The sequence below is a fragment of the Peptoniphilus sp. BV3AC2 genome (assembly GCF_000478945.1).
GTDB classification, from domain to species: Bacteria; Bacillota; Clostridia; order Tissierellales; family Peptoniphilaceae; genus Peptoniphilus_B; species Peptoniphilus_B duerdenii.
The window spans coordinates 121,369-141,605 of sequence record NZ_AWXD01000007.1 but is presented as its reverse complement, the minus strand read 5'-3'; the positions used below and the strand labels follow the sequence as shown (position 1 = coordinate 141,605).

Genomic DNA, 20,237 nt, shown 5'->3' with positions numbered 1-20,237 from the left:
TATGCCTAATATTTCAATATTCGTAATCTCCGACTCAGTTGGAGAGACAGGAGAACTAATTGCTAAAGCATCTGTAAAACAGTTTGAAACTACAGACTACGAAATCAGAAGATTTCCATACCACAATAGTGTCGAACAAATAAAACCGATTATGGAAATGGCTTCCAGATGTAAAAAAGCGGTGGTTGTGTATACCAATGTAGTTCAAGAAACTAGGGACTACATTCAAATGAAGGGAAAGGAACTCGGCATCCATCTTATAGATGTAATGGGAGAGCCACTCTATGAATTTGAAAAGGCATTGGGACATCCTCCACTTAGAGAACCTGGACTTATAAGGCGTCTTGACGAAAATTATTTCAAAAAAGTGGAGGCAATTGAATTTGCGGTTAAGTATGATGACGGCAAGGATCCTAGGGGCGCTAAGAAAGCTGACATATGCCTAGTAGGTATCTCTAGAACTTCTAAGACTCCGCTTTCAATGTACCTTGCAAATAAAAATTATAAAGTCGCAAACATTCCATTGGTTCCAGAAGTACCAGTACCACAAGAAGTTTATGACAAGGATGTAAATAGGGTAATCGGACTTACATGTAGACCGAGAAAACTTATTTCCATAAGAGAAGAAAGGCTTAGATCACTGGGACTTTCTCAAGGCGCGAAATATGCTGATATAGAAAGAATCAGAGAAGAGCTTATGTACGCAGATGAAGTCATGAGAAAACTTGGCTGTGTAGTTATAGACGTAACTGATAAGGCAATAGAAGAAACTGCGGAGATAGTGCTCGATCATATGAAAAGTGTAGGACTATGAATATAAGAGAAAATAGGGAGATTCTTGAATATAAAATTTTAAAACCCTACGCATGCCATTCAAAGGATGCGAAGAGAAAGTACGCTGAAGAAGATTGTAAAATCAGAACCAGCTACCAAAGGGATAGGGATAGAATCATCCATTCAAAATCTTTTAGAAGATTAAAACACAAGACCCAGGTCTTTATCAGTCCGGGCAGAGACCACTTTAGAACCAGACTCACCCATACATTGGAAGTGCAACAGATTGCAAGGACCATTGCAAGGGCACTTGAACTAAATGAAGATTTGGTAGAAGCGATAGCCTTGGGCCACGACCTAGGTCATACTCCATTTGGTCATAGTGGAGAGACTGTTTTAAATAGACTTAAACCAGGTGGATTTCGCCACAATGAACAATCCATAAGGGTGGTAGATTTCCTTGAAACAGGAGAGAAGAGAAGAGGACTAAATCTAACAGAAGATGTGTTAGATGGAATCCTTCATCACACCGGAGACAGAATGGCATCCACCTTGGAAGGAAAAATAATTAAATTCGCAGATAGAATCGCCTATATCAACCACGATATAGATGATGCTATTAGGGCGGGAATTTTAAGAGAAGAGGACCTTCCAAAAGAAGAAATAGAATTACTCGGTAGCACCCACTCAGAAAGAATTGGCACCATGATCAGCTCAATCATAAATAAATCCTACGGCGAAGAAATAATCGAAATGGAGCCGGAAATTTATGAAGCGACGATGAACCTTAGAAAATTTATGTTTGATAGGGTCTACCTTGATAAAAATGTAAAAGTAGAAGATACGAAAGTAGATAGAATACTTACATATCTCTACAATTTTTACAAAGAAGATTTATATAGAATACCGAAAGAACATCTAAGTTTGTATGCAAATATTGAACACACAGAGGACGAAATAGTGGCAGACTATATAGCGGGCATGACAGATACCTTCGCCATCCATGTGTTCAGAGAGATATGCATTCCTAAAGGATGGGATAGTAGAGATGAGAATTGACGACAGAGTTTTGGATGAAATACGCCAAAAATCAAGTATCGTAGATGTTATAAGTGAATATGTAGATTTAAAGAAAAAGGGCTCAAACTACATGGGATTGTGCCCTTTTCATTCTGAAAAAACCCCTTCATTTTCCGTATCAGAATCGAAGCAAATATTTAAATGTTTCGGTTGCAGTGCCGGCGGCGATGTAATCACATTTATTATGAAGATTGAGCATTTATCTTTTATAGAAGCGGTAAAATTCTTAGCAGAGAAATATAATATCGAACTTAGCGAAGAAAAAATAGACAAAAAGAAACTCGATAAAATTACGAGATGCTACGATGCCAATGTGCTTGCGGCAAAATTTTATATGCAAAATCTAAAGAAAAATAAGATGGCCCTTGAATACTTAGAGAGAAGAGAAATAGGACCAGAAGTTATTACTGCCTATGGACTTGGCTTTGCAGAAGATAGCTGGAACAATTTGCTTAACTATATGAAGTCCAACGGATATAACGAAGAGGAATTAGTAGAGTACAACCTGGTTTCTAAATCACAAAATGGAAAGTATTTCGATAGATTTAGAAATCGAATTATGTTTCCAATTATCGATTTAAGACGAAGGGTAATCGCCTTTGGTGGAAGAGTAATGGACGACTCCATGCCAAAATATTTAAATAGCACAGATACAGTTGTCTTTCATAAGGGGAGAAATCTCTACAACCAAAATATAGTAAAAAATTTGGATAGAAGTAGAATTATTCTCGTAGAAGGCTACATGGATGTTATTTCTCTCTACAAAAGTGGTATAAAGTATAGTGTAGCAAGTCTAGGTACAGCACTTACTCCAGAGCAGGCAGAACTTGTAAAAAAGTTCGGCAAAGATGTATACATCTGCTACGATGGAGATGAGGCAGGTATAAGAGCGACGAAGCGCGCTATTGGAATCTTGAGATCCGTTGGAGTAAATCCAAAGATTATAAGACTTCCTGAAGGGCTTGATCCAGACGAATATTTAAAAAAATATGGAGCATTCAACTTCGAAGTGACCTTATCTGAAGCGACAAACTATTTTGAATACTTAATCGAAGATCTAAAGAAAAACTTCGACATAAGTACCACAGAAGGGATGACAGGATTCTTGGTTGAATCAGCAAAACTCGTCGCTACAATAAAAAATCCTATTGAAAGGGATCTTGAAATCGACAGACTCTCAAAAGATTACAAAGTTACGAGATCTGCAATTATAAACTATATAAACAGAAATAAACAAAATTACGAGGACAAGAGAGAAAGAAATAGGGAATTTAATTTAAAAAATAGTAGACAAACTACAAAACCGGTAGCTAAAAATATACAAAATGGTTTTAAAAAATCAAAATACCAACTTATGGCTTATGCAGCAGCTGACGAAAATTATATAAAGATAATTAAAAAGTACTTAAACCTAGAAGAATACCTCGAAAAAAATGAAGTAGAGGTCATAAAATCTTTGGAAGAAGCCTATGAAAAAAGTGCAAAAGATCCACTTGAAAATCTAAAAGAAAATGGAAAGATAACAGAGACTTCCTACAGAATTATAAAAGAAATTGAAGTCTTCCACGAATATCCAGATAGAATCATAGAAGAACTTGCAAAGACTATTATAAAGAGTAAGCTACAAGAAGATTTAAAATCGACTCTATCAAAATTGGAAAAATTAGATAGAAATGAGCCAAATTACAAAGAAAAATTGAAAGAATTATCAGAAATTATTATAGATTTAAACCAAAAACTTAAAGGAGGAATGAAAAATGACTGATCATTTAGATTTTGAAGATGAAGATCAATCTATGTCTAAAGACTCCATAGTAGATTCTCTCATGAAGACAGGAAAGAAAAAGGGAAATCTAACCTATGAAGAAATAGTTGATGCTCTAGATGAAATTCCTATGGAAAGTGATGAAATTGATTCATTGTATAAAGAATTTGAAAAAAAAGGCATCGAACTATTGGATGAAGAGATAGGTGACGATGAAGATGATGATAAGATCGACGTGTCTAAAGAAGATTTGTCCGTTCCAAAGGGAATAAGTGTAGACGATCCTGTGAGAATGTACTTAAAGGAAATCGGTAAAATTCCTCTATTAACAGCGGATGAAGAAGTGGTCATCGCAAAGAGAATGGAAAATGGAGATAGGGAAGCTGCAAGAGAGCTTGCTGAAGCGAACCTAAGACTTGTAGTATCCATCGCCAAAAGATACGTGGGAAGAGGAATGAGTTTTCTTGACTTGATTCAAGAAGGTAACCTTGGACTTATGAAAGCGGTAGACAAATTCGACTACACGAAGGGATTTAAATTCTCAACCTATGCAACCTGGTGGATTAGACAAGCCATCACAAGAGCCATAGCAGACCAAGCAAGAACCATAAGGATTCCTGTTCACATGGTGGAAACCATAAATAAACTTGTTAGAATTCAAAGACAATTGGTGCAAGATCTAGGTAGAGATCCATCTCCAGAAGAAATTGCAGAAGAGATGAACATAGATGTGGAAAGAGTTCGTGAAATTCAAAAGATTGCACAAGAACCAGTATCTTTAGAAACACCAATCGGTGAAGAAGAAGACTCTCATCTTGGAGATTTCATCCCTGATGAAGAAATCCAATCACCACAGGACGCTGCAACATTTACACTTCTAAGAGAACAACTTGGAGATGTCCTTGACACTCTTACAGATAGAGAAAAGAAAGTCTTGACCCTAAGATTTGGACTTGAAGACGGAAGAAATAGAACTCTTGAAGAAGTGGGCAAAGAATTCGATGTCACAAGAGAAAGAATAAGACAGATTGAAGCAAAAGCACTTAGAAAACTTCGCCACCCAAGCAGAAGTAGAAAGTTAAAGGATTATTTGGAATGATTTCTAAAAGATTAAATAAAATATCTAGCCATATAAAGGGAAAGAGAATGGCTGACATAGGCACAGATCACGGTCTTGTGCCTATTTTTCTAATTGAAAATAAAATCGTAGACTATGCCATAGCTGCAGATATTTCAAAGCCATCCCTTCAAAAGGCAATAGATTTAGCAAAAGAAAAAAATATAGAACTGGACGCAAGGCTCGGAGATGGCATGGAGGTTTTAAATCCGGAAGATGGAATCGAAACTGTAGTAATAGCTGGCATGGGAGGAGTCTTGATCGGAGAGATACTTTCCGCATCAGAAATTTCTAAAAATGTTAGACTCATCCTGCAACCGATGCAAGGTGCAAGAGAACTTAGAAAATACCTATTTGAAAACGGATATGAAATAATTGACGAAGATGTGGTTTTCGAAGATGACAGATACTTCGAGATAATCGTCGCAGAATACGATGGAAATATAAGAGAAGTTCCAAATGAAATTGAACTTAAAATCCCAATCCAGGCTCTTAGAAAAAATCAAGAAGAGGCATTTTTATTTGTAGAGTATTTAAAAGATGCAAATCTTTCCATAATGAAAGGACTAAAACAGGGTAAAAGAGCCCTTAAGAGATATATAGAACTGAAAAAAGAAGTGAATTATTATGAAAAAATCAATGACAAGTACAGAAAAAATAATTGAATATATAAGAAAGATTGCTCCGGAACAGTACCAGGAAGAATGGGACAATTCCGGTTACCAAGTCAGGATAAAAAACGAAACAGAAAAGGTCATCCTATGTATGGACATAACGGATAAAGTTATTGATTACGCAGTAGAAAGTGGAGCAAAACTAATTATATCCCACCATCCGATGATATTTACAGGCATAAAGAGAATAGACGAAGATAGCTACCTCGGGAAAAATATAATTAAACTTATAGAAAATAAAATTTCCGTTTATTCATCCCACACGAGCCTTGACGTTTCAGATAAAGGTGTAAACGTCGCATTGGCAGAAGCTCTTGGACTTCCAATAATAGAAAACTTTGCCATGACAGATTCAACAACCATTGGATACGTCCTAGAAAATAATATTGGAGATGAAATCTACGAGAGATTAAATGCTCTCGGAGCAATCTTCTACGGTAAAAAAGTTCCAGTTGATAAACTTGCAATCGTAGGAGGTTCTGGTATGAGTTACTTCGAAGAGGTAGTATCCAGAGGTCTTAATATGTATATAACCGGAGATGTGAAGCACCACGACGGACAGAGAGCCTATGAAGAGAATATTTCTCTAGTGGATCTTACCCATTACGGTTCAGAAAAATTTGTATTAGATAAGTTAAAAGAGCTTTTGGAAGAAAAATTTACAATAGATGTGGAAATAATTGACACAAATTTTAAGTTTTATATATAATATAAAAATGAGAAAAATATAAATATAAGACTGAGAGGTGCTTATGATAGAAATAAAAAATCTTACGAAGATCTTCAAACTGACTAAGAAGATGAAGAAAGAACTAAAGACTAAGGACAGCGAAAAAATCGCTGTAAATAATATTAATTTAAATATCAAAGAAGGGGAAATATTTGGGATTCTAGGAACCAACGGTGCCGGCAAGACCACAACCCTAAGAATCATCTCCACACTTCTTAAGCCAACTTCTGGCACTGTAGAAGTAAACGGACTAGACACTGTAAGAGACGGAGAAAAGGTAAGAGAAAAGATTGGATTTTTAACTTCAGAAATAAAACTCGATCCAAACTTCACACCGGACTATCTCTTTGATTTCTTCGGCGAACTTAGAAATGTTCCAAAATCAACAATAAAAGAGAGAAAAGAAAAATTATTTTCATACTTTGGAATAGATGATTTTAAACACAAGAAGATCGAAGAACTTTCAACAGGGATGAAGCAAAAAGCTGCCATTGCGGTGAGCCTTATGCACAATCCAGAAATAATAATTTTCGACGAACCGACATCCGGTCTTGATATTATAACTGCAAAATCTGTACTTGATTATATAAAAGAACTTAAATCAGAAAATAAAACCATCATCATGTCCACCCACAATATGACTGAAGCGGAAAAAGTCTGCGACAGAATCGGAATTATAATCGATGGTAAACTTGTGTTTCATGGAACTATTGACGAAGTGGTAGAAAAGACTGATGCAAAAGATTTGGAAGAAGCATTTTTTAAACTTTATTCAAATGAAAAAGGAGAAGACTAATGGGAATGATGATAATACTTAAGAAAGAACTAAGAAGAGTCTTCGGCGATAAAAAAATGATTTTTGGGATGTTCATTATGCCGCCACTTATGATGATAATCATATTTTCATTAATGGGTAAGACCATGAACAATATGGTGGACGATATGAAAACCCACAAATCTCTCGTGTATTTCTCTAATTTAGATGAAAAGACAAAGGCAGATCTTGGAAGCATTTCTGAAACCATGACCATCGAGAGTATAAAAGATGGGGAGATGGAAAATCTAAAAGAGAAGCTTAAAAATGGAGAGATAGATGCGATAGTAGAAATTCCATCTGATTTCAGACAAAAAATCGAAAACTATGATAGAGAAAATATCCCGAATATAAATATTTTCTACAACCCTTCAGAAGACAATTCCGATATGGCTTATAAAAAACTTGAGTCCCTATTCGATGAAGGTATAAAGAAAAATATTATAAAAGAAAGAATAGGAGACGAAAAAATATTAGAAGTATTCACCATTAATAAGGATGTAGATGGACAGATTTTCAAAGAAGAAAAGATGTCTGGCAAGGCACTATCTATGATGCTTCCATATTTTATAGTTATCATGCTCTATAGCTCCATCATGGGTCTTTCAATCGACACATTTACAGGAGAAAAAGAAAGGGGAACCATGGCGAGCCTTCTTCTTGCACCTATAAAGAGAACGGACATAGTCCTTGGAAAATTAATCGGACTTACGATAATCTCCATGATATCTTCGATTGCCTATGTGATTTCAATGTCAATCGTAATGCCAAAAGCCATGTCCTTTGGTCAAGATGCTACTGTGAAATTTACATTTACTCAGTTTGGACAGATTGCACTTATCATGCTTTCAATGGCATTTCTAATGGTGGCGATGATTTCTATAATTGCAACCTATGCAAAGAATGCAAAGGAAGCGGGCACATATATAGCTCCACTTTATATTATTGTCATAGTTGCAGGAGTTTTGACCATGACCTCAACGGGAGAAGCATCTCCAATTAAATTCTTGATTCCAATCTATGGAAGCTGCCTTGCAATAGGTCGCTCTATAGTTTCTGAATTAGATACTTTAAATCTTATCTATTCAGTGGGCTCAAACGTACTAATTGGACTAGTATTCTCATTCATCGTTGCCAAGATGTTTGGAAGCGAAAAAATAATGTTTAACGCATAAAAATTTAACCCATTCGCAGTTGAATGGGTTTTTTAATGTTTATTTTATTATAAGTCTTTGCAAATGTAACTTACTACAGATTTTAAATTATACATTTCGATGGATTTCAAATTTAAAATTACAACTTCTTCTGGTGATTTAAGGTCGCTTACTTCAACGGGGAAATCCCTTTTTAGAACATAGTTGCAGATTAAATTCTTGGAATATTTTCCGCTCTTTGTGTAGATATCTAAGAAAAACTCACCATCCTGTATATTTAGCAGGTAGTCCTTTGAATTTAAAAACATATCAGGAAAAGTGGTAACTCCTGAGATTTTAAGTGTGTCATGGTCGAGATCTATATCTCTTATTTCGAGATAATCTTCGCCGAAAGTAATCCTATTTTCTCTATGAATCAAAAATCTATTTTCGTAGAGGTACACAAGACCTTCTACATCTTTAAGATTGTGGTGTCCAATAATATCCAGATTCTTTTTGTCCTTTGATGTGAGATAATTTCTAAAAAGTTCAACCACTTCCGCACCTGATATATCCTCTCCACGATCTAAATTAAAATACTTTTCAACTTCAATCTGTCTTAAGGACTTCATAGGGAAGAGGTGCCTGTACCTGTTGAAATACTTGTAGAGGTCCGTGGATTCGTATTCAAATTCCATATTATAATACTTCGCCCTCTGTCTTATAAAAGGAAGGTCGAAGGATTCGCCATTGTATGTAATAAAGTTGCATCCATTATATTTTTCTATAAAATCTGAGATAAGTTCCTGCTCATCCTTTAGATCTTCGATGACAGTAGTCACTATTTTTACGCCGTCGGAAACGGTGATGGATACGATGGGATTTTGATGTGTGAGTCCTGTGGTCTCAATATCCATGAAAACAAAATCGTCATATTTATTATTTTTTTCGTTAATAGTCTCAAATACTTTCATAATTACCCACTTTAAATATTTTCTTATTTAAATTATAATTGATACTAGGTTATTTAGAAAGGGGAAGCAATGATAAATTTAGTGAGAACTAGAAATAGTCTGATGAAGAACGGATTTATTTCTGAAATATTTGAAACTGGAGCAGAGGCAAGAGATTACTTCATGAACTTTATAAAGCCAGGCAGAACTGTGGCAGTTGCAGGATCTGTAACTCTTGAAGAGCTTGATATATATAATTCTTTAAAAGAAAAAGGAGCAGACGTGTCCATGCACTGGTTGGACAGGGACTACCAAAGCAGCATGATGAAATCACATATGGCAGATTTCTTCGTGACTTCTGCAAATGCAGTAACTGAGGACGGACAGATTCTTATGGTGGATTACTATGGAAATAGAATAAGTGCTGTTACCTTTGGCAAGAAAAAAGTATTCTTCTTCGTTGGAAGAAATAAGGTTGTAACCGATGTAAACTCAGGATTTAATAGATCTTTGATAATCGCTCAACCACAAAATTTCAAGAGAATGGAACTAGAGAGCCTAAAGAAGAACATGAGACTTGACTTCGATAGACAAGAAGATACGAATATTATGGAGCTAACTCTTAAACATGGACCTAAATTCCAAGATACATATGTGTTTTTAATTAACGAAGATTTGGGGTATTAAATTGATTTATTTAGATAATTGTGCAACTACAAAACCGAGACCAGAAGTGGTGGATATGATGGTGAAGATGCTTACATCTGATTTTGGAAATCCTTCCTCACTTCATAGAATGGGAATGGATGCTGAAAAGATCAGAGAAGGTGCAAGGGCGAGTCTTGCAAAATTCATCCATGCAAATCCAAAGGAAATATTCTTCACCTCTGGCGGAACTGAAAGCAACAATATTGCAGTACAAGGTTTTATAGAAAAGAATAAGAGATTTAAAAAGATAATCACTACAACCATAGAACATTCTTCTCTTAGAAAATTATTTCTTCGCTACAGAGATCTCGGTTATGAAGTGGTGCTACTTCCCGTAGATCCAAAGGGCAAAGTCTTGATTTCTGAACTTAAAAAAGAAGTAAATGATAACACGGCGGTGGTAGCCCTTGCCCAAGTAAATAGCGAACTAGGAACTATCCAAGATATAAAAGAAATCGTAAAGATTGTAAAAGAAATAAATCCTAATACTTTTGTCCATGTGGACGGAGTCCAAGCTCTTTGCAAAATTCCTGTAGATGTGAAGGAACTTGGCTGTGACAGTTATGCAATGAGCTCACACAAAGTATATGGACCAAAGGGAACAGGAGCTTTGTATATAAAGAATGCGGTGGCAATCCCTTCAATAGTTTATGGCGGAGGACAGGAAAAAGATGTCCGTTCAGGAACAGAAAATATGCCGGGAATAGCAGGCTTTAAAGTTGCAATCGACTGTGAACTAGAAGATTTCGAAAAAGAATACGCCCATGCAAAAAATATTAAGGCGTACTTACTTAAAAAGTTGGAAGAAAATTTAGACCGCTACCAAGTAAATGGTGAAGATGGAAGCCCATATATTACCAGTGTTTCCATAGAAGGCACCAGGGGAGAGGTAATTCTTCACTACTTAGAAGAATTTGATATATTTATAAGCACAGCATCAGCTTGTAACAGTAATGGCACAGAAAAATCTGCGGTTTTGCAGGGAATAGGACTTCCAGAAAATCTAATGGAAGGCACAATCAGAATTTGCATATGTAAAGATATAGATGAAAAAGATATAGACGAATTTATAGAAAAACTTATTTATTCGGTGAAGGAAGTCAGAGGAGTGATGGAAAGATAATGTTTAAATATGCAGTAGGACTCTCATTGGGAGAGTTGGTTTTAAAAGGGAAAAATAGGGGAAGTTTTATCGACGCACTTATAAAGCAAGTTGTAAGATCTCTCCACGATATAGAATATAAAAAGATTTACCAAGATATTGGAAAAGTATATATCGAATGCGAAAAAGAAAACATGGATAGAATAATAAAAAGGGTGTCCCACGTATTTGGGATTGTGTACCTAAGTCCATGTATAAAAGTTGGTAAAGACGAAGACGAAATAAGAGAAGCGATAAAAGAAATAACGAGAGAAACTCTGGAAAAGAATGATTTCAAAACATTTAAAGGAGAAACGAAGAGAGCAGACAAGAAATTTCCAATGACCAGCATGGAATTTAGCCGCGTCATAGGAGAAACTGTTCTAAAAAATTTCGATGTAAAAGTTGATGTGCATAATCCGGACTTCTATGTCTATGTGGACATAAGACAAGATGCCTATGTGTATACAGAAAAATTTAGAGGACATGGAGGACTACCTCTTGGCACCAACGGCACAGGACTACTTCTTTTATCAGGAGGAATAGACAGCCCGGTGGCAGGTTACATGATGGCGAAGCGTGGCGTGAAGGTGGACGCTCTTCACTTCCATTCATTCCCATTCACATCTAAGAGGGCAGAAGAAAAAGTAATAAAACTTGGAGAAATAGTAAGCTCCTACTCAGGACCGATGAAGATTTATTCAGTAAACATCCTTCCAATTCAGAAAGAAATCAACAAACACTGCCACGAATCTCAGATGACCGTCCTATCAAGAAGGTTTATGATGAGGATCGCAGAGAGTATCTCAGCAAAAAACGGGTATAAATCAATTATAACCGGAGAAAATCTCGGACAAGTTGCTTCCCAAACTATAGAAGGACTAGCCTGCACCGATGCAATTACAGACAGATTGGTATTTAGACCACTAATCGGAATGGACAAGGTTGACATCATAGAAATATCTAAGAGAATAGGAACCTATGAAACATCAATCCTTCCATTCGAAGATTGTTGCACAGTGTTCTTACCTAAGCATCCACTTCTAAAACCAACCATAGAAATTATGGAAAAATCAGAAGAAGGCTTGGACATCGATAAATTAGTTGAAGAAGCAATAGAAAATATGACCATAATTAACATTGACTAGGAGGAAAAAAATGAAAAGACAAGGAAAGATAGGTGGCTCACTACTAATCATAATAGCATTGGTAGCAGTTATCGGGGGAATACTCGTTAAGAATTACAATAGATTAGTAACCCTAGAAGCAGAAGTAGATGGCAAGTATGCTCAAGTAGAAAACGTGGTAAAAAGACGTGCAGACCTTATACCAAACTTAGTAAACACTGTTAAAGGTTACGCAAACCACGAAGAAGAAACACTAACCAAGATCACAGAAGCAAGATCAAAAGTTCAAAGTGCAAAGACCCCGGAAGAATTATCAGAAGCAAACACAGAACTTACAAAGGCAATCGGCGATATAAATGTAGTGGTAGAAGCATATCCAGAGCTAAAAGCTAACGAAGGATTCTTAAACCTACAAGCGCAACTGGAAGGCACAGAAAATAGAATCGCTACAGAAAGAGAAAGATACAATAGCGCAGTTACAGAATTTAACAAAGATGTAAAGAGATTTCCAACCAATATTGTAGCTTCAATCTTAGGATTCTCACCTAAGTCATACTTTGAAGTATCAGCAAGCGATATGGAAAATCCACAAGTAGATTTTGATAAAAAATAAAATGAAAAGAATCATCCTTTCAATAATACTTTTGATGTCTCTAACCATGAGCACCTTTGCAGAAAAAGACGTGTGGGTGCCAGATCCAAAGGATGCAAAAGGATATGTATATGATGAAATGGGAATCCTATCAGAGACATCAATTGAGTACATCAACGAAACAAACTACGACTTGGAAAAGAAGACCGGAGCGCAAATAGGAGTGATGATAGTAAAATCACTTCAAGGATATGACGGCAACTCCTATGGTGTAAAAATTTTCGACAAATGGAAATTTGGAAACAAAGAAAATAACGGACTTCTAATTCTACTATCCATCCCAGAAGGAAGCTTAACCATCATGCCTGGATATAGGACAGAAGGTTGGGTACCAGATGCGGTAGCAGATACCATAAGGCGTAACGCATCCAAACTATTTCCACCAGGAGATAGAACAGGAGAGAACAAGGAAGCTTACGAAGAAGGAATCCTTGAAATCTATAACGAAGTACTAGAAAAATATAAACAAGAGTACGACATAGAAATAGAAAGATCAGTGCCGGCATCATTCTCACCAGATGACGAAGATTCGGATATAAGCCCTATAAGAATAATAATGTTTGTAATCATCATCCTAATAATACTTTCAACCAACAATAGAAGGAGAAAGTATAGGAGAAGATATAGAAGAAATATTTTCTATGATGATGACGACTTCGGAGGCGGCTTCGGAGGATTTTTCGGAGGAGGCGGCTTCGGTGGAAGCAGCGGAAGCTCCGGCGGTGGCTTTGGAGGATTCTCCGGTGGAGGAGGATCAACAGGCGGCGGAGGAAGCTCCGGCTCTTGGTAAAAAATAAAAAAATGACCAGAGGCATGACCTCTGGTTTTTTTGATGTGAAATTAAAATAAATATCTAAGGCACTGTCATCCATACTTGACTTTACCAAGGTTATACCCGTTCGACTTCGATGACTTCGTCATCTTCGCTCAGGGTGACTGCATTCCTTAAGATGTCATACTAAATTATTTTCCCTCAGACGAGCAGTCGAGTTCTGCAAATCAGCCTTCACTTTGTTCGGCTTCTTTGGAACTCTTTTCACGAGACCTGCACCGAAATCACAGATTTCGGCTAGGGCTTCGACGCTACAGTATCCTCCAAACTACAGTCACCCTGAGCGGAGACGGCTCTGCCGTCGTAGTCGAATGGGTATAACCTCCAATGGTCAAGTCCTTGCAAATGAAATAATTTCAAAGATTATAATATATGTAAATAAATATCCTACGCATAACCAAACCCTATTCTTTCTCCTTCCAATTTTCTTTTACGAGGGAGAGGGAGGAAATTAACGTCTCGCCGATAAAACCTACGGTTTTGCGAACGAGACTCGCAGTTTCCTCCCATCCCCCTCGAGCTCCCTCTGCCCACCTCGCATTATCAGGGAAGTGATTTTCACATTTCGGCTAAAATTTGGGAACTCGCTACGCTCAGACGCCCAAATTTTTTAACGCCTCATGGAAAATCACGTAAGTTGCATAAGTGGGTCGTAGAAAAGTTTAAAGATTATATTCTCTGGAATTTAAATGGTGTTAAATCCGTATGTGGACTTTTAATTTTGCATAGAATAAAGAAAAATCAGGCGAAGCCGTACGAAAGTGTAAATTTTGATTTATCCCTCGTAGCGGAAGCATCTTGCTTCCACAGCCGAAGGCTACAATAAACTTTGCAAGTAATTAATGCTAATAGAGCGTCAACCATTCCAACTGGTCATCCTGAGCGGAAAAGGCGTTAGCCTTTGAAGTCGAAGGATCTGACCTATATTTAACCTATCTAAGACAAAAAAATATTAAAAATCTCTTCCACCACTGGTCATTCTGAGAAGCAGGCGAGTTCTTATTGGGTGACTGTACTCCATAAGATTTTTTTGAACCATGATTTCCACAAAGACATGGATTAAGTGCAGCGATTAATGTGACTTTGGGTGATTTTACATAGTATGTATATTCAGCATTAGATTATTTTTATGATTTTACAGAAAATATATAAATTCAGTCACACATACTTAACCCCACCAAGGTTATACCCATTCGACTTCGCTGACTTCGTCATCTTCGCTCAGGGTGACCGGATTTATAGGAAAAATTTATCAAATTGAGTCCATAATTTTATTCAGACATGCATTTAAAAGAAATCCACACTGTTACCAGTATGGATTATTTTTCTATTAGTGTATTTACAAATTCTTCGATTAATTTCTCCGCTGGAAGATAGTTCTTTAGCACGTGGTGACCGACGCCTTTTGCCACATACAGACTTCCCTTGGGTGTATTTGCTACCATTTTATTGGTATGGTCGATGTCTATTATATCCTTGCTTCCAACGATGTATAAAACCGGCACTTTTATCTTTTTAAGATCCTTCATAGAAATATTTTTACTTTCTGTGATTAGCGAAAGTAAGATGGATCTTTCCATATATTTTTTGTTAAATCTTCCCAAGAAATGGGTTATTTTTCTCCTCATTTCAAAGAAAAGATATGGAATCCTAAATAGCCCCTTCGGAGATATATTTCCAGATAGACTTACTGCTCCGATGACATCGTCGTACTTGGTTAGATATTTTAGTGCGATGTTTGCTCCGTCAGAATGTCCAATCAAGACAATATCTTTTAGTCCAAGGCTTTTTATAAGCATGTGTAAATCATCGGATAGTGTATCTAAGTTAACTGGTCCACTTCCGAAGCTGGATTGTCCATGACCCCTCGTGTCCGGCGCCACTACTCTATATCTATCTTTAAATTCTAGGATTTCTTTTTTGAAATAGTGGTGGGACACTAGGTTTCCGTGGAGGAAGAGAAGTGTTGTTCCGCTTCCTTCATCCACATAATTTATTAAAATTTTATCGCTTTTTAATTTTTTATTTTCTATTTCTTTCATTGGAGATCATCTTTTGTTGACCTTTCAGTGCTTATCTTATCTTTTACAAAATCCAATATCTGTGTGGACACGTACTTCCACATATTTTTAGGGAAGTGGCAGAGGACTATAGCGGTTAAAATTTTGAAGAAATTCTTGCCGCTGTAGTAAAGGTATCTGTTCTTCCAAGTGGTTGGTCCATATTTTTCCTTTGAATGGCGAAGTGCTTTGAAGTTATAAAACTTTGAAAATCTTTCGTAGATTTCGTTTAAAAACTTTTCATTAAATCCAGAGAAGTCATCCACCACATTGTAAAGAGGGCACAGTCCCATATTTCCTTCTTCTGCTCCTTCTTCTTTAAGGGTCATGAATCCGTCGTAGATTATAGATTCGATTGCTCCTTGTGGTGCTCCTTCCCGGCGTCTTGTGATATCTGCGATGTAGCCTTTTCTATTGTCATAAGGGACAAATACTACAAACGCTATTATAACTCCGTCCAATATGCTGTAAAAGTATCTGCGGTTTTCGGGAGCTTCAAGATTCATTGAGCCGACAGTGAATTCCATCATCATGGATCCCTTATTTTTTATCCATGCATCGGTGATTTCTCTAAAGGAATTTTCTATAAATTCGTCTCGTCCTTCTTCTATTTTATATTCGTGAACTTCCACGCCGAGCTTCTTAGATTTATTGATGGCTGTTCTAATCTTTTGTGCTCTTTTGCCCTTTAGGTCGTATTCGTCGAGGGTAAAGATACAGTCTTCGCCATACTTTGCTTGGTGTAGCCCAAGGGAGAGAAGTTCCTTTTTATATTCTCCAGTTGAGTTTAGAAATAATATTTCAAGCTTTTGATACTTACAAAATTCAAGTAGTTCTTCTATGAAGATATTTTCTCCACCTTCTTCAACTACTATATCTCCAAGGATTACAAATACTCCATTTACGATTTTGTATCCTACGAGACCTCTAACTCTTTCTGAGTAGAAGATATTTTTATCTTCTTCCAAAATCAAGTAGGAGAGAGGGTTTTTTCCATTTTCTATGATGAAACTCTTTACATCGTCGATATTTGTGTTGTAAGATTTTTCAAAAATTGGCTTTAGCGCTATTGCAAGAAATACGATCAGTGCAAAAATCAGTTGCAGCCAAATGGTGGATTGGTATCTAAGGAATATGTTTTTCGGTAGGTAGATGTCCAAGGTGCTGATTCCAAATATCCCGTAGAAAGCATTTTTTAATATTTCTTCAATAGGTAGATGAAGATTAAATCTCTTGGATGTAAATACCACAAGTATTATGGATTGAGTAAATATAATTGTAAGTGTTGCCAAGAGACTTCTAATAAACGATTTTCTTTTAAATCCCACTACATTTACTGTGAAGTATCCGTTGTTTAGATAGAGCACGATAAATATATAGAGATAGATTGGTACTAGATATTTTCCCAGGATGCCGTGCCTAATTATTCTAAGGCAAATGAGCAAGAATAGGGAGAATAGTTCTAGTAGATATGCGTACCTCTTCTTCTTTACAAGGTCGAAGAAGATTATAAAGTTAAGTGTGGATAGGGCAAAGAATATAAACCTTGAAAGATTGAATATGTCCTTTAAATATTCTTTGTCTTTTCCATGCAGAAACTTGACTGTGTAGACTGCGCTTGAAAAAATTAGTTGAAATGAAACTAAAAAAAGTAGCACAAATGCAGAGTACAGAAAGTATTTGTTGTAGTTTTTTCTATTAAAAGAAAGACCTTTTACAGGTCTTTTCTCATTAAATGTTTTTGCCACAGCAGTTTTTATACTTCTTTCCGCTTCCACATGGGCATGGATCGTTTCTTCCTACTTTTTTAGTTTTTCTTTCATAAGGTTTTTGTTTTCCTGAATCAGGATCTACAGTTTCTACTTCTTTTGCCACTCTAACTCTTTGTACTTTTTCAGGGTTGTAGATGTGGAATAGCATCTTTACAGTGTCTTCTTTTATAGATTCGTTCATTTCTTCGAACATGTCGAATCCTTCTTGAGCATAGGCACGCACTGGGTCTACTTGACCTACTGCACGAAGTCCAATACCAGTTCTTAGTTGATCCATTGCGTCGATGTGATCCATCCATTTTTGGTCAACTACTTGTAGAAGAACGACTCTTTCTATTTCTCTAAATTTATCAGGTGTAAACTCTGCTTCTTTTTCTGTATATTTCTTAGCAGCTAGATCTTCAACATATGAGATTAAATCTTCTACAGAATTTCCATTGTATCCATCTAAGAAATTCTTTTCAAATCCAAAGATATTTGTAACGAAGTTTACAATTCCTTCCATATCTAGGTAGTGCTTGTTGTTGTGATCCATCTTGTTGTAGAATTGGATATTCTTTTCGATGATGCTATCTATCATAGCCTCTATATCTGCGTGGATATCTTCACCTTCAAGAACTTTTCTACGTTCTTTGTAGATAACTTCCCTTTGTTTATTCATAACGTCGTCATATTGTAGGACATTCTTACGAATTGAGAAGTTGTTACCTTCTACTTTTCTTTGAGCAGATTCAATAAGTTTAGTTAGAAGTTTAGATTCTATCGGTTCATCTTCAGGAGCGTCGATTCTTTCCATGGTGTTTTTAAATCTATCACCAGCGAAAAGTCTGATCAAATCGTCGTCTGCAGAAATATAGAATCTTGAAGAACCAGGGTCTCCTTGACGTCCAGAACGTCCTCTAAGTTGGTTGTCGATACGTCTAGATTCGTGTCTTTCGGTACCGATTATGTGTAGACCGCCGGCAGCCTTTACTTCTTCAGCTTCCTTATCTGTTTCTTCTTTATATTTTTTTACTAATTCTTGATATTTCTTTCTAGCTTCTAGAACTTCAGCGTTATCAGTTTCATTGTAGGTGTCAACTTGGTTTAGAATTTCTTCTTCCAAACCTTCCTTCTTCATTTGGTTCTTAGCCATGAACTCTGGGTTACCACCAAGCACGATATCCGTACCACGACCAGCCATGTTAGTAGCGATAGTTACCGCACCAAAACGACCAGCTTGAGCAACGATTTCTGATTCTTGTTCGTGGTTCTTAGCGTTTAATACATTGTGTTTAATGCCAGCTCTCTTTAAATATTTTGAAAGCTCTTCAGATTTTTCGATAGAAATAGTACCCACTAGAACCGGTTGACCCTTAGCGTGACATTCTTCGATTTCTCTAGTAACAGCTTTAAACTTAGCGTCTTCAGATTTGTAGATAGAATCGTTGGCGTCCACTCTTATAACAGGTTTGTTAGTAGGGATTTCTACAACGTCTATGTGGTAGATATCTCTAAATTCGCCTTCTTCAGTCATAGCGGTACCAGTCATACCAGCAAGTTTTCTATACATTCTAAAGTAGTTTTGGAAGGTAATAGTAGCAAGAGTCTTGGACTCAGCTTGAACATTTAAACCTTCTTTAGCTTCGATAGCTTGGTGTAGACCTTCAGAATATCTACGACCAAACATCAAACGACCGGTAAATTCATCAACGATTATAATTTCGCCATCTTTAACAACATAGTCGATGTCCTTTTTCATATTACCTTGAGCCTTTAGAGCTTGGTTTATATGATGTTGAAGTTCCATATTGTCAAGGTCTGTAAGATTATCTACGCCGAAATATTTTTCAGCCTTTGAAATACCCTTGTCAGTAAGAGTAGAAGTCTTGTCTTTTTCATTTACAACATAGTCAACAGTTTCTTCTTCGAAGGTACGGTTAAATCTCTCAAAGCTGCTTTCTTCTTCAGTCTTAACCCTATGGCTAAGAGTATTTACGAAGTCACGAGCCTTTACATATAGATCGGTACTTTCGTCGCCACGACCAGAAATAATAAGTGGGGTCCTAGCCTCATCGATAAGAATTGAGTCAACTTCGTCGACGATACAGTAGTTAAGAGGTCTTTGAACCATCTCTTCCTTGTAGATAACCATATTGTCTCTTAGGTAGTCGAATCCAAATTCGTTGTTAGTACCGTAAGTAATATCAGCATTGTAAGCAATTTTTCTCTCTTCAGGAGAAAGACCGTGGATAATACATCCAACGCTAAGACCTAGAAATTCATAGACCTTACCCATCCAAAGCTTATCACGGCTAGCAAGGTAGTCGTTGACAGTTACAACGTGTACACCTTTTTCAGAAATAGCATTTAAGTAAGCAGGAAGAGTAGCAACCAAAGTCTTACCTTCACCAGTTCTCATTTCCGCGATTCTACCTTGGTGAAGAATAATCCCACCAATAATTTGTACAGGGAAGTGCTTCATACCAAGCACTCTCCAAGCAGCTTCACGAATATTCGCAAAAGCTTCTGGAAGTAAATCGTCTAGAGATTCGCCATTTCTATGTCTCTTTTTAAATTCTTCAGTATTATTCTTAAGCTCTGCATCACTAAATTTAGCAAATTTAGGTTCAAGAGCTAATACTTTATCAACAAGTGGTTGAATTTTTTTAATTTCTTTATCACTATATGATCCAAAAATCATATCAAATAGTCCCATTAAACCATCCTTTCTCGGTTTATAATCATTCCTATCTATTATATACCTAAATAGATAAAAAAACACTTAAAAAATTCTAAAATCTTTGAAAATAACACATCTTTCAATAAAATTTTATAAATATTCCATGAAAATAAAAAAATTGAGTTCAAAATAGATATAAATTTTTTATAAATAGATAAATAAGTTAATTGAAAATAAATCAAA

The 20,237-nt window shown here is 36.4% G+C and carries 17 protein-coding genes; 13 read left to right on the top strand and 4 right to left on the bottom strand.

Annotation, left to right across the window (positions count from 1 at the left end; translation table 11 throughout):
- Nucleotide 1 precedes the first annotated feature (1 nt).
- Genes HMPREF1252_RS01335 through HMPREF1252_RS01300 form a run of 8 tightly spaced genes read left to right on the top strand, consistent with a single transcriptional unit; the run spans nt 2 to nt 8,129 of the window.
- The gene (locus HMPREF1252_RS01335) at nt 2-814 is read left to right on the top strand and encodes a pyruvate, water dikinase regulatory protein (RefSeq protein ID WP_023059026.1); all 813 of its coding nucleotides are present in this window, start codon (nt 2-4) and stop codon (nt 812-814) included.
- Nucleotides 811-1,833, top strand: coding sequence for a deoxyguanosinetriphosphate triphosphohydrolase (locus HMPREF1252_RS01330; protein WP_023059098.1), 1,023 nt, complete (start codon nt 811-813; stop codon nt 1,831-1,833). The genes HMPREF1252_RS01335 and HMPREF1252_RS01330 overlap by 4 nt, the downstream gene beginning before the upstream one ends.
- On the top strand, nt 1,823-3,619 hold the full coding sequence (gene dnaG / locus HMPREF1252_RS01325) for a DNA primase (protein ID WP_023058996.1): 1,797 nt from the start codon (nt 1,823-1,825) through the stop codon (nt 3,617-3,619). The genes HMPREF1252_RS01330 and dnaG overlap by 11 nt, the downstream gene beginning before the upstream one ends.
- Nucleotides 3,612-4,718, top strand: a complete 1,107-nt coding sequence (gene rpoD, locus HMPREF1252_RS01320; protein ID WP_023058992.1) for an RNA polymerase sigma factor RpoD — start codon at nt 3,612-3,614, stop codon at nt 4,716-4,718. Before dnaG ends, rpoD begins: the two co-directional genes overlap by 8 nt.
- Nucleotides 4,715-5,401 carry a class I SAM-dependent methyltransferase gene (locus tag HMPREF1252_RS01315; protein WP_023058971.1) on the top strand — a complete coding sequence of 229 codons (687 nt, stop codon included), beginning with the start codon at nt 4,715-4,717 and terminating at the stop codon, nt 5,399-5,401. Before rpoD ends, HMPREF1252_RS01315 begins: the two co-directional genes overlap by 4 nt.
- Nucleotides 5,364-6,119, top strand: a complete 756-nt coding sequence (locus tag HMPREF1252_RS01310; RefSeq protein WP_051338874.1) for a Nif3-like dinuclear metal center hexameric protein — start codon at nt 5,364-5,366, stop codon at nt 6,117-6,119. The genes HMPREF1252_RS01315 and HMPREF1252_RS01310 overlap by 38 nt, the downstream gene beginning before the upstream one ends.
- A gap of 43 nt (nt 6,120-6,162) precedes the next feature.
- Nucleotides 6,163-6,936, top strand: a complete 774-nt coding sequence (locus HMPREF1252_RS01305; RefSeq protein ID WP_023058976.1) for an ABC transporter ATP-binding protein — start codon at nt 6,163-6,165, stop codon at nt 6,934-6,936.
- Complete coding sequence (locus tag HMPREF1252_RS01300; RefSeq protein ID WP_023058953.1) at nt 6,936-8,129, top strand: ABC transporter permease; 1,194 nt, start codon at nt 6,936-6,938, stop codon at nt 8,127-8,129. Before HMPREF1252_RS01305 ends, HMPREF1252_RS01300 begins: the two co-directional genes overlap by 1 nt.
- 47 nt (nt 8,130-8,176) lie before the next feature.
- Here the strand turns inward: HMPREF1252_RS01300 and HMPREF1252_RS01295 are convergent, their stop codons facing one another.
- Nucleotides 8,177-9,061 carry a ribonuclease H-like domain-containing protein gene (locus HMPREF1252_RS01295; protein WP_023059069.1) on the bottom strand — a complete coding sequence of 295 codons (885 nt, stop codon included), beginning with the start codon at nt 9,059-9,061 and terminating at the stop codon, nt 8,177-8,179.
- A gap of 69 nt (nt 9,062-9,130) precedes the next feature.
- Here HMPREF1252_RS01295 and HMPREF1252_RS01290 point away from each other — a divergent pair, with 69 nt between their 5' ends.
- Genes HMPREF1252_RS01290 through HMPREF1252_RS01270 form a run of 5 tightly spaced genes read left to right on the top strand, consistent with a single transcriptional unit; the run spans nt 9,131 to nt 13,458 of the window.
- Complete coding sequence (locus HMPREF1252_RS01290) at nt 9,131-9,727, top strand: LUD domain-containing protein (protein WP_023058949.1); 597 nt, start codon at nt 9,131-9,133, stop codon at nt 9,725-9,727.
- A 1-nt stretch (nt 9,728) separates the two neighbouring features.
- Complete coding sequence (locus HMPREF1252_RS01285; protein WP_023059100.1) at nt 9,729-10,871, top strand: cysteine desulfurase family protein; 1,143 nt, start codon at nt 9,729-9,731, stop codon at nt 10,869-10,871.
- Complete coding sequence (thiI, locus tag HMPREF1252_RS01280) at nt 10,871-12,037, top strand: tRNA uracil 4-sulfurtransferase ThiI (RefSeq protein ID WP_023059067.1); 1,167 nt, start codon at nt 10,871-10,873, stop codon at nt 12,035-12,037. Before HMPREF1252_RS01285 ends, thiI begins: the two co-directional genes overlap by 1 nt.
- Nucleotides 12,038-12,047: 10 nt before the next feature.
- On the top strand, nt 12,048-12,629 hold the full coding sequence (locus tag HMPREF1252_RS01275) for a LemA family protein (protein WP_023059110.1): 582 nt from the start codon (nt 12,048-12,050) through the stop codon (nt 12,627-12,629).
- Complete coding sequence (locus HMPREF1252_RS01270) at nt 12,616-13,458, top strand: YgcG family protein (protein WP_051338873.1); 843 nt, start codon at nt 12,616-12,618, stop codon at nt 13,456-13,458. Before HMPREF1252_RS01275 ends, HMPREF1252_RS01270 begins: the two co-directional genes overlap by 14 nt.
- A 1,361-nt stretch (nt 13,459-14,819) precedes the next feature.
- On the opposite strand, the gene HMPREF1252_RS01265 is transcribed toward HMPREF1252_RS01270, so the two are convergent.
- Genes HMPREF1252_RS01265 through secA form a run of 3 tightly spaced genes read right to left on the bottom strand, consistent with a single transcriptional unit; the run spans nt 14,820 to nt 20,030 of the window.
- Nucleotides 14,820-15,542, bottom strand: a complete 723-nt coding sequence (locus tag HMPREF1252_RS01265; RefSeq protein WP_023058957.1) for an alpha/beta fold hydrolase — start codon at nt 15,540-15,542, stop codon at nt 14,820-14,822.
- Nucleotides 15,539-17,308, bottom strand: coding sequence for a bifunctional lysylphosphatidylglycerol flippase/synthetase MprF (locus HMPREF1252_RS09160; protein ID WP_023059027.1), 1,770 nt, complete (start codon nt 17,306-17,308; stop codon nt 15,539-15,541). The genes HMPREF1252_RS01265 and HMPREF1252_RS09160 overlap by 4 nt, the downstream gene beginning before the upstream one ends.
- Nucleotides 17,292-20,030, bottom strand: a complete 2,739-nt coding sequence (gene secA, locus HMPREF1252_RS01255) for a preprotein translocase subunit SecA (RefSeq protein WP_023059129.1) — start codon at nt 20,028-20,030, stop codon at nt 17,292-17,294. Before secA ends, HMPREF1252_RS09160 begins: the two co-directional genes overlap by 17 nt.
- Nucleotides 20,031-20,237 lie beyond the last annotated feature (207 nt).

Coding starts and splice junctions, on each gene's coding strand:
- HMPREF1252_RS01330 (WP_023059098.1), top strand. CDS start 811: ATGAATATAAGAGAAAATAGGGAGATTCTTGAATATAAAATTTTAAAA.
- HMPREF1252_RS01310 (WP_051338874.1), top strand. CDS start 5,364: ATGAAAAAATCAATGACAAGTACAGAAAAAATAATTGAATATATAAGA.
- HMPREF1252_RS01300 (WP_023058953.1), top strand. CDS start 6,936: ATGGGAATGATGATAATACTTAAGAAAGAACTAAGAAGAGTCTTCGGC.
- HMPREF1252_RS01265 (WP_023058957.1), bottom strand. CDS start 15,542: ATGAAAGAAATAGAAAATAAAAAATTAAAAAGCGATAAAATTTTAATA.
- HMPREF1252_RS01305 (WP_023058976.1), top strand. CDS start 6,163: ATGATAGAAATAAAAAATCTTACGAAGATCTTCAAACTGACTAAGAAG.
- HMPREF1252_RS01315 (WP_023058971.1), top strand. CDS start 4,715: ATGATTTCTAAAAGATTAAATAAAATATCTAGCCATATAAAGGGAAAG.
- HMPREF1252_RS01335 (WP_023059026.1), top strand. CDS start 2: ATGCCTAATATTTCAATATTCGTAATCTCCGACTCAGTTGGAGAGACA.
- rpoD (WP_023058992.1), top strand. CDS start 3,612: ATGACTGATCATTTAGATTTTGAAGATGAAGATCAATCTATGTCTAAA.
- dnaG (WP_023058996.1), top strand. CDS start 1,823: ATGAGAATTGACGACAGAGTTTTGGATGAAATACGCCAAAAATCAAGT.
- thiI (WP_023059067.1), top strand. CDS start 10,871: ATGTTTAAATATGCAGTAGGACTCTCATTGGGAGAGTTGGTTTTAAAA.
- secA (WP_023059129.1), bottom strand. CDS start 20,030: ATGGGACTATTTGATATGATTTTTGGATCATATAGTGATAAAGAAATT.
- HMPREF1252_RS01295 (WP_023059069.1), bottom strand. CDS start 9,061: ATGAAAGTATTTGAGACTATTAACGAAAAAAATAATAAATATGACGAT.
- HMPREF1252_RS01275 (WP_023059110.1), top strand. CDS start 12,048: ATGAAAAGACAAGGAAAGATAGGTGGCTCACTACTAATCATAATAGCA.
- HMPREF1252_RS01290 (WP_023058949.1), top strand. CDS start 9,131: ATGATAAATTTAGTGAGAACTAGAAATAGTCTGATGAAGAACGGATTT.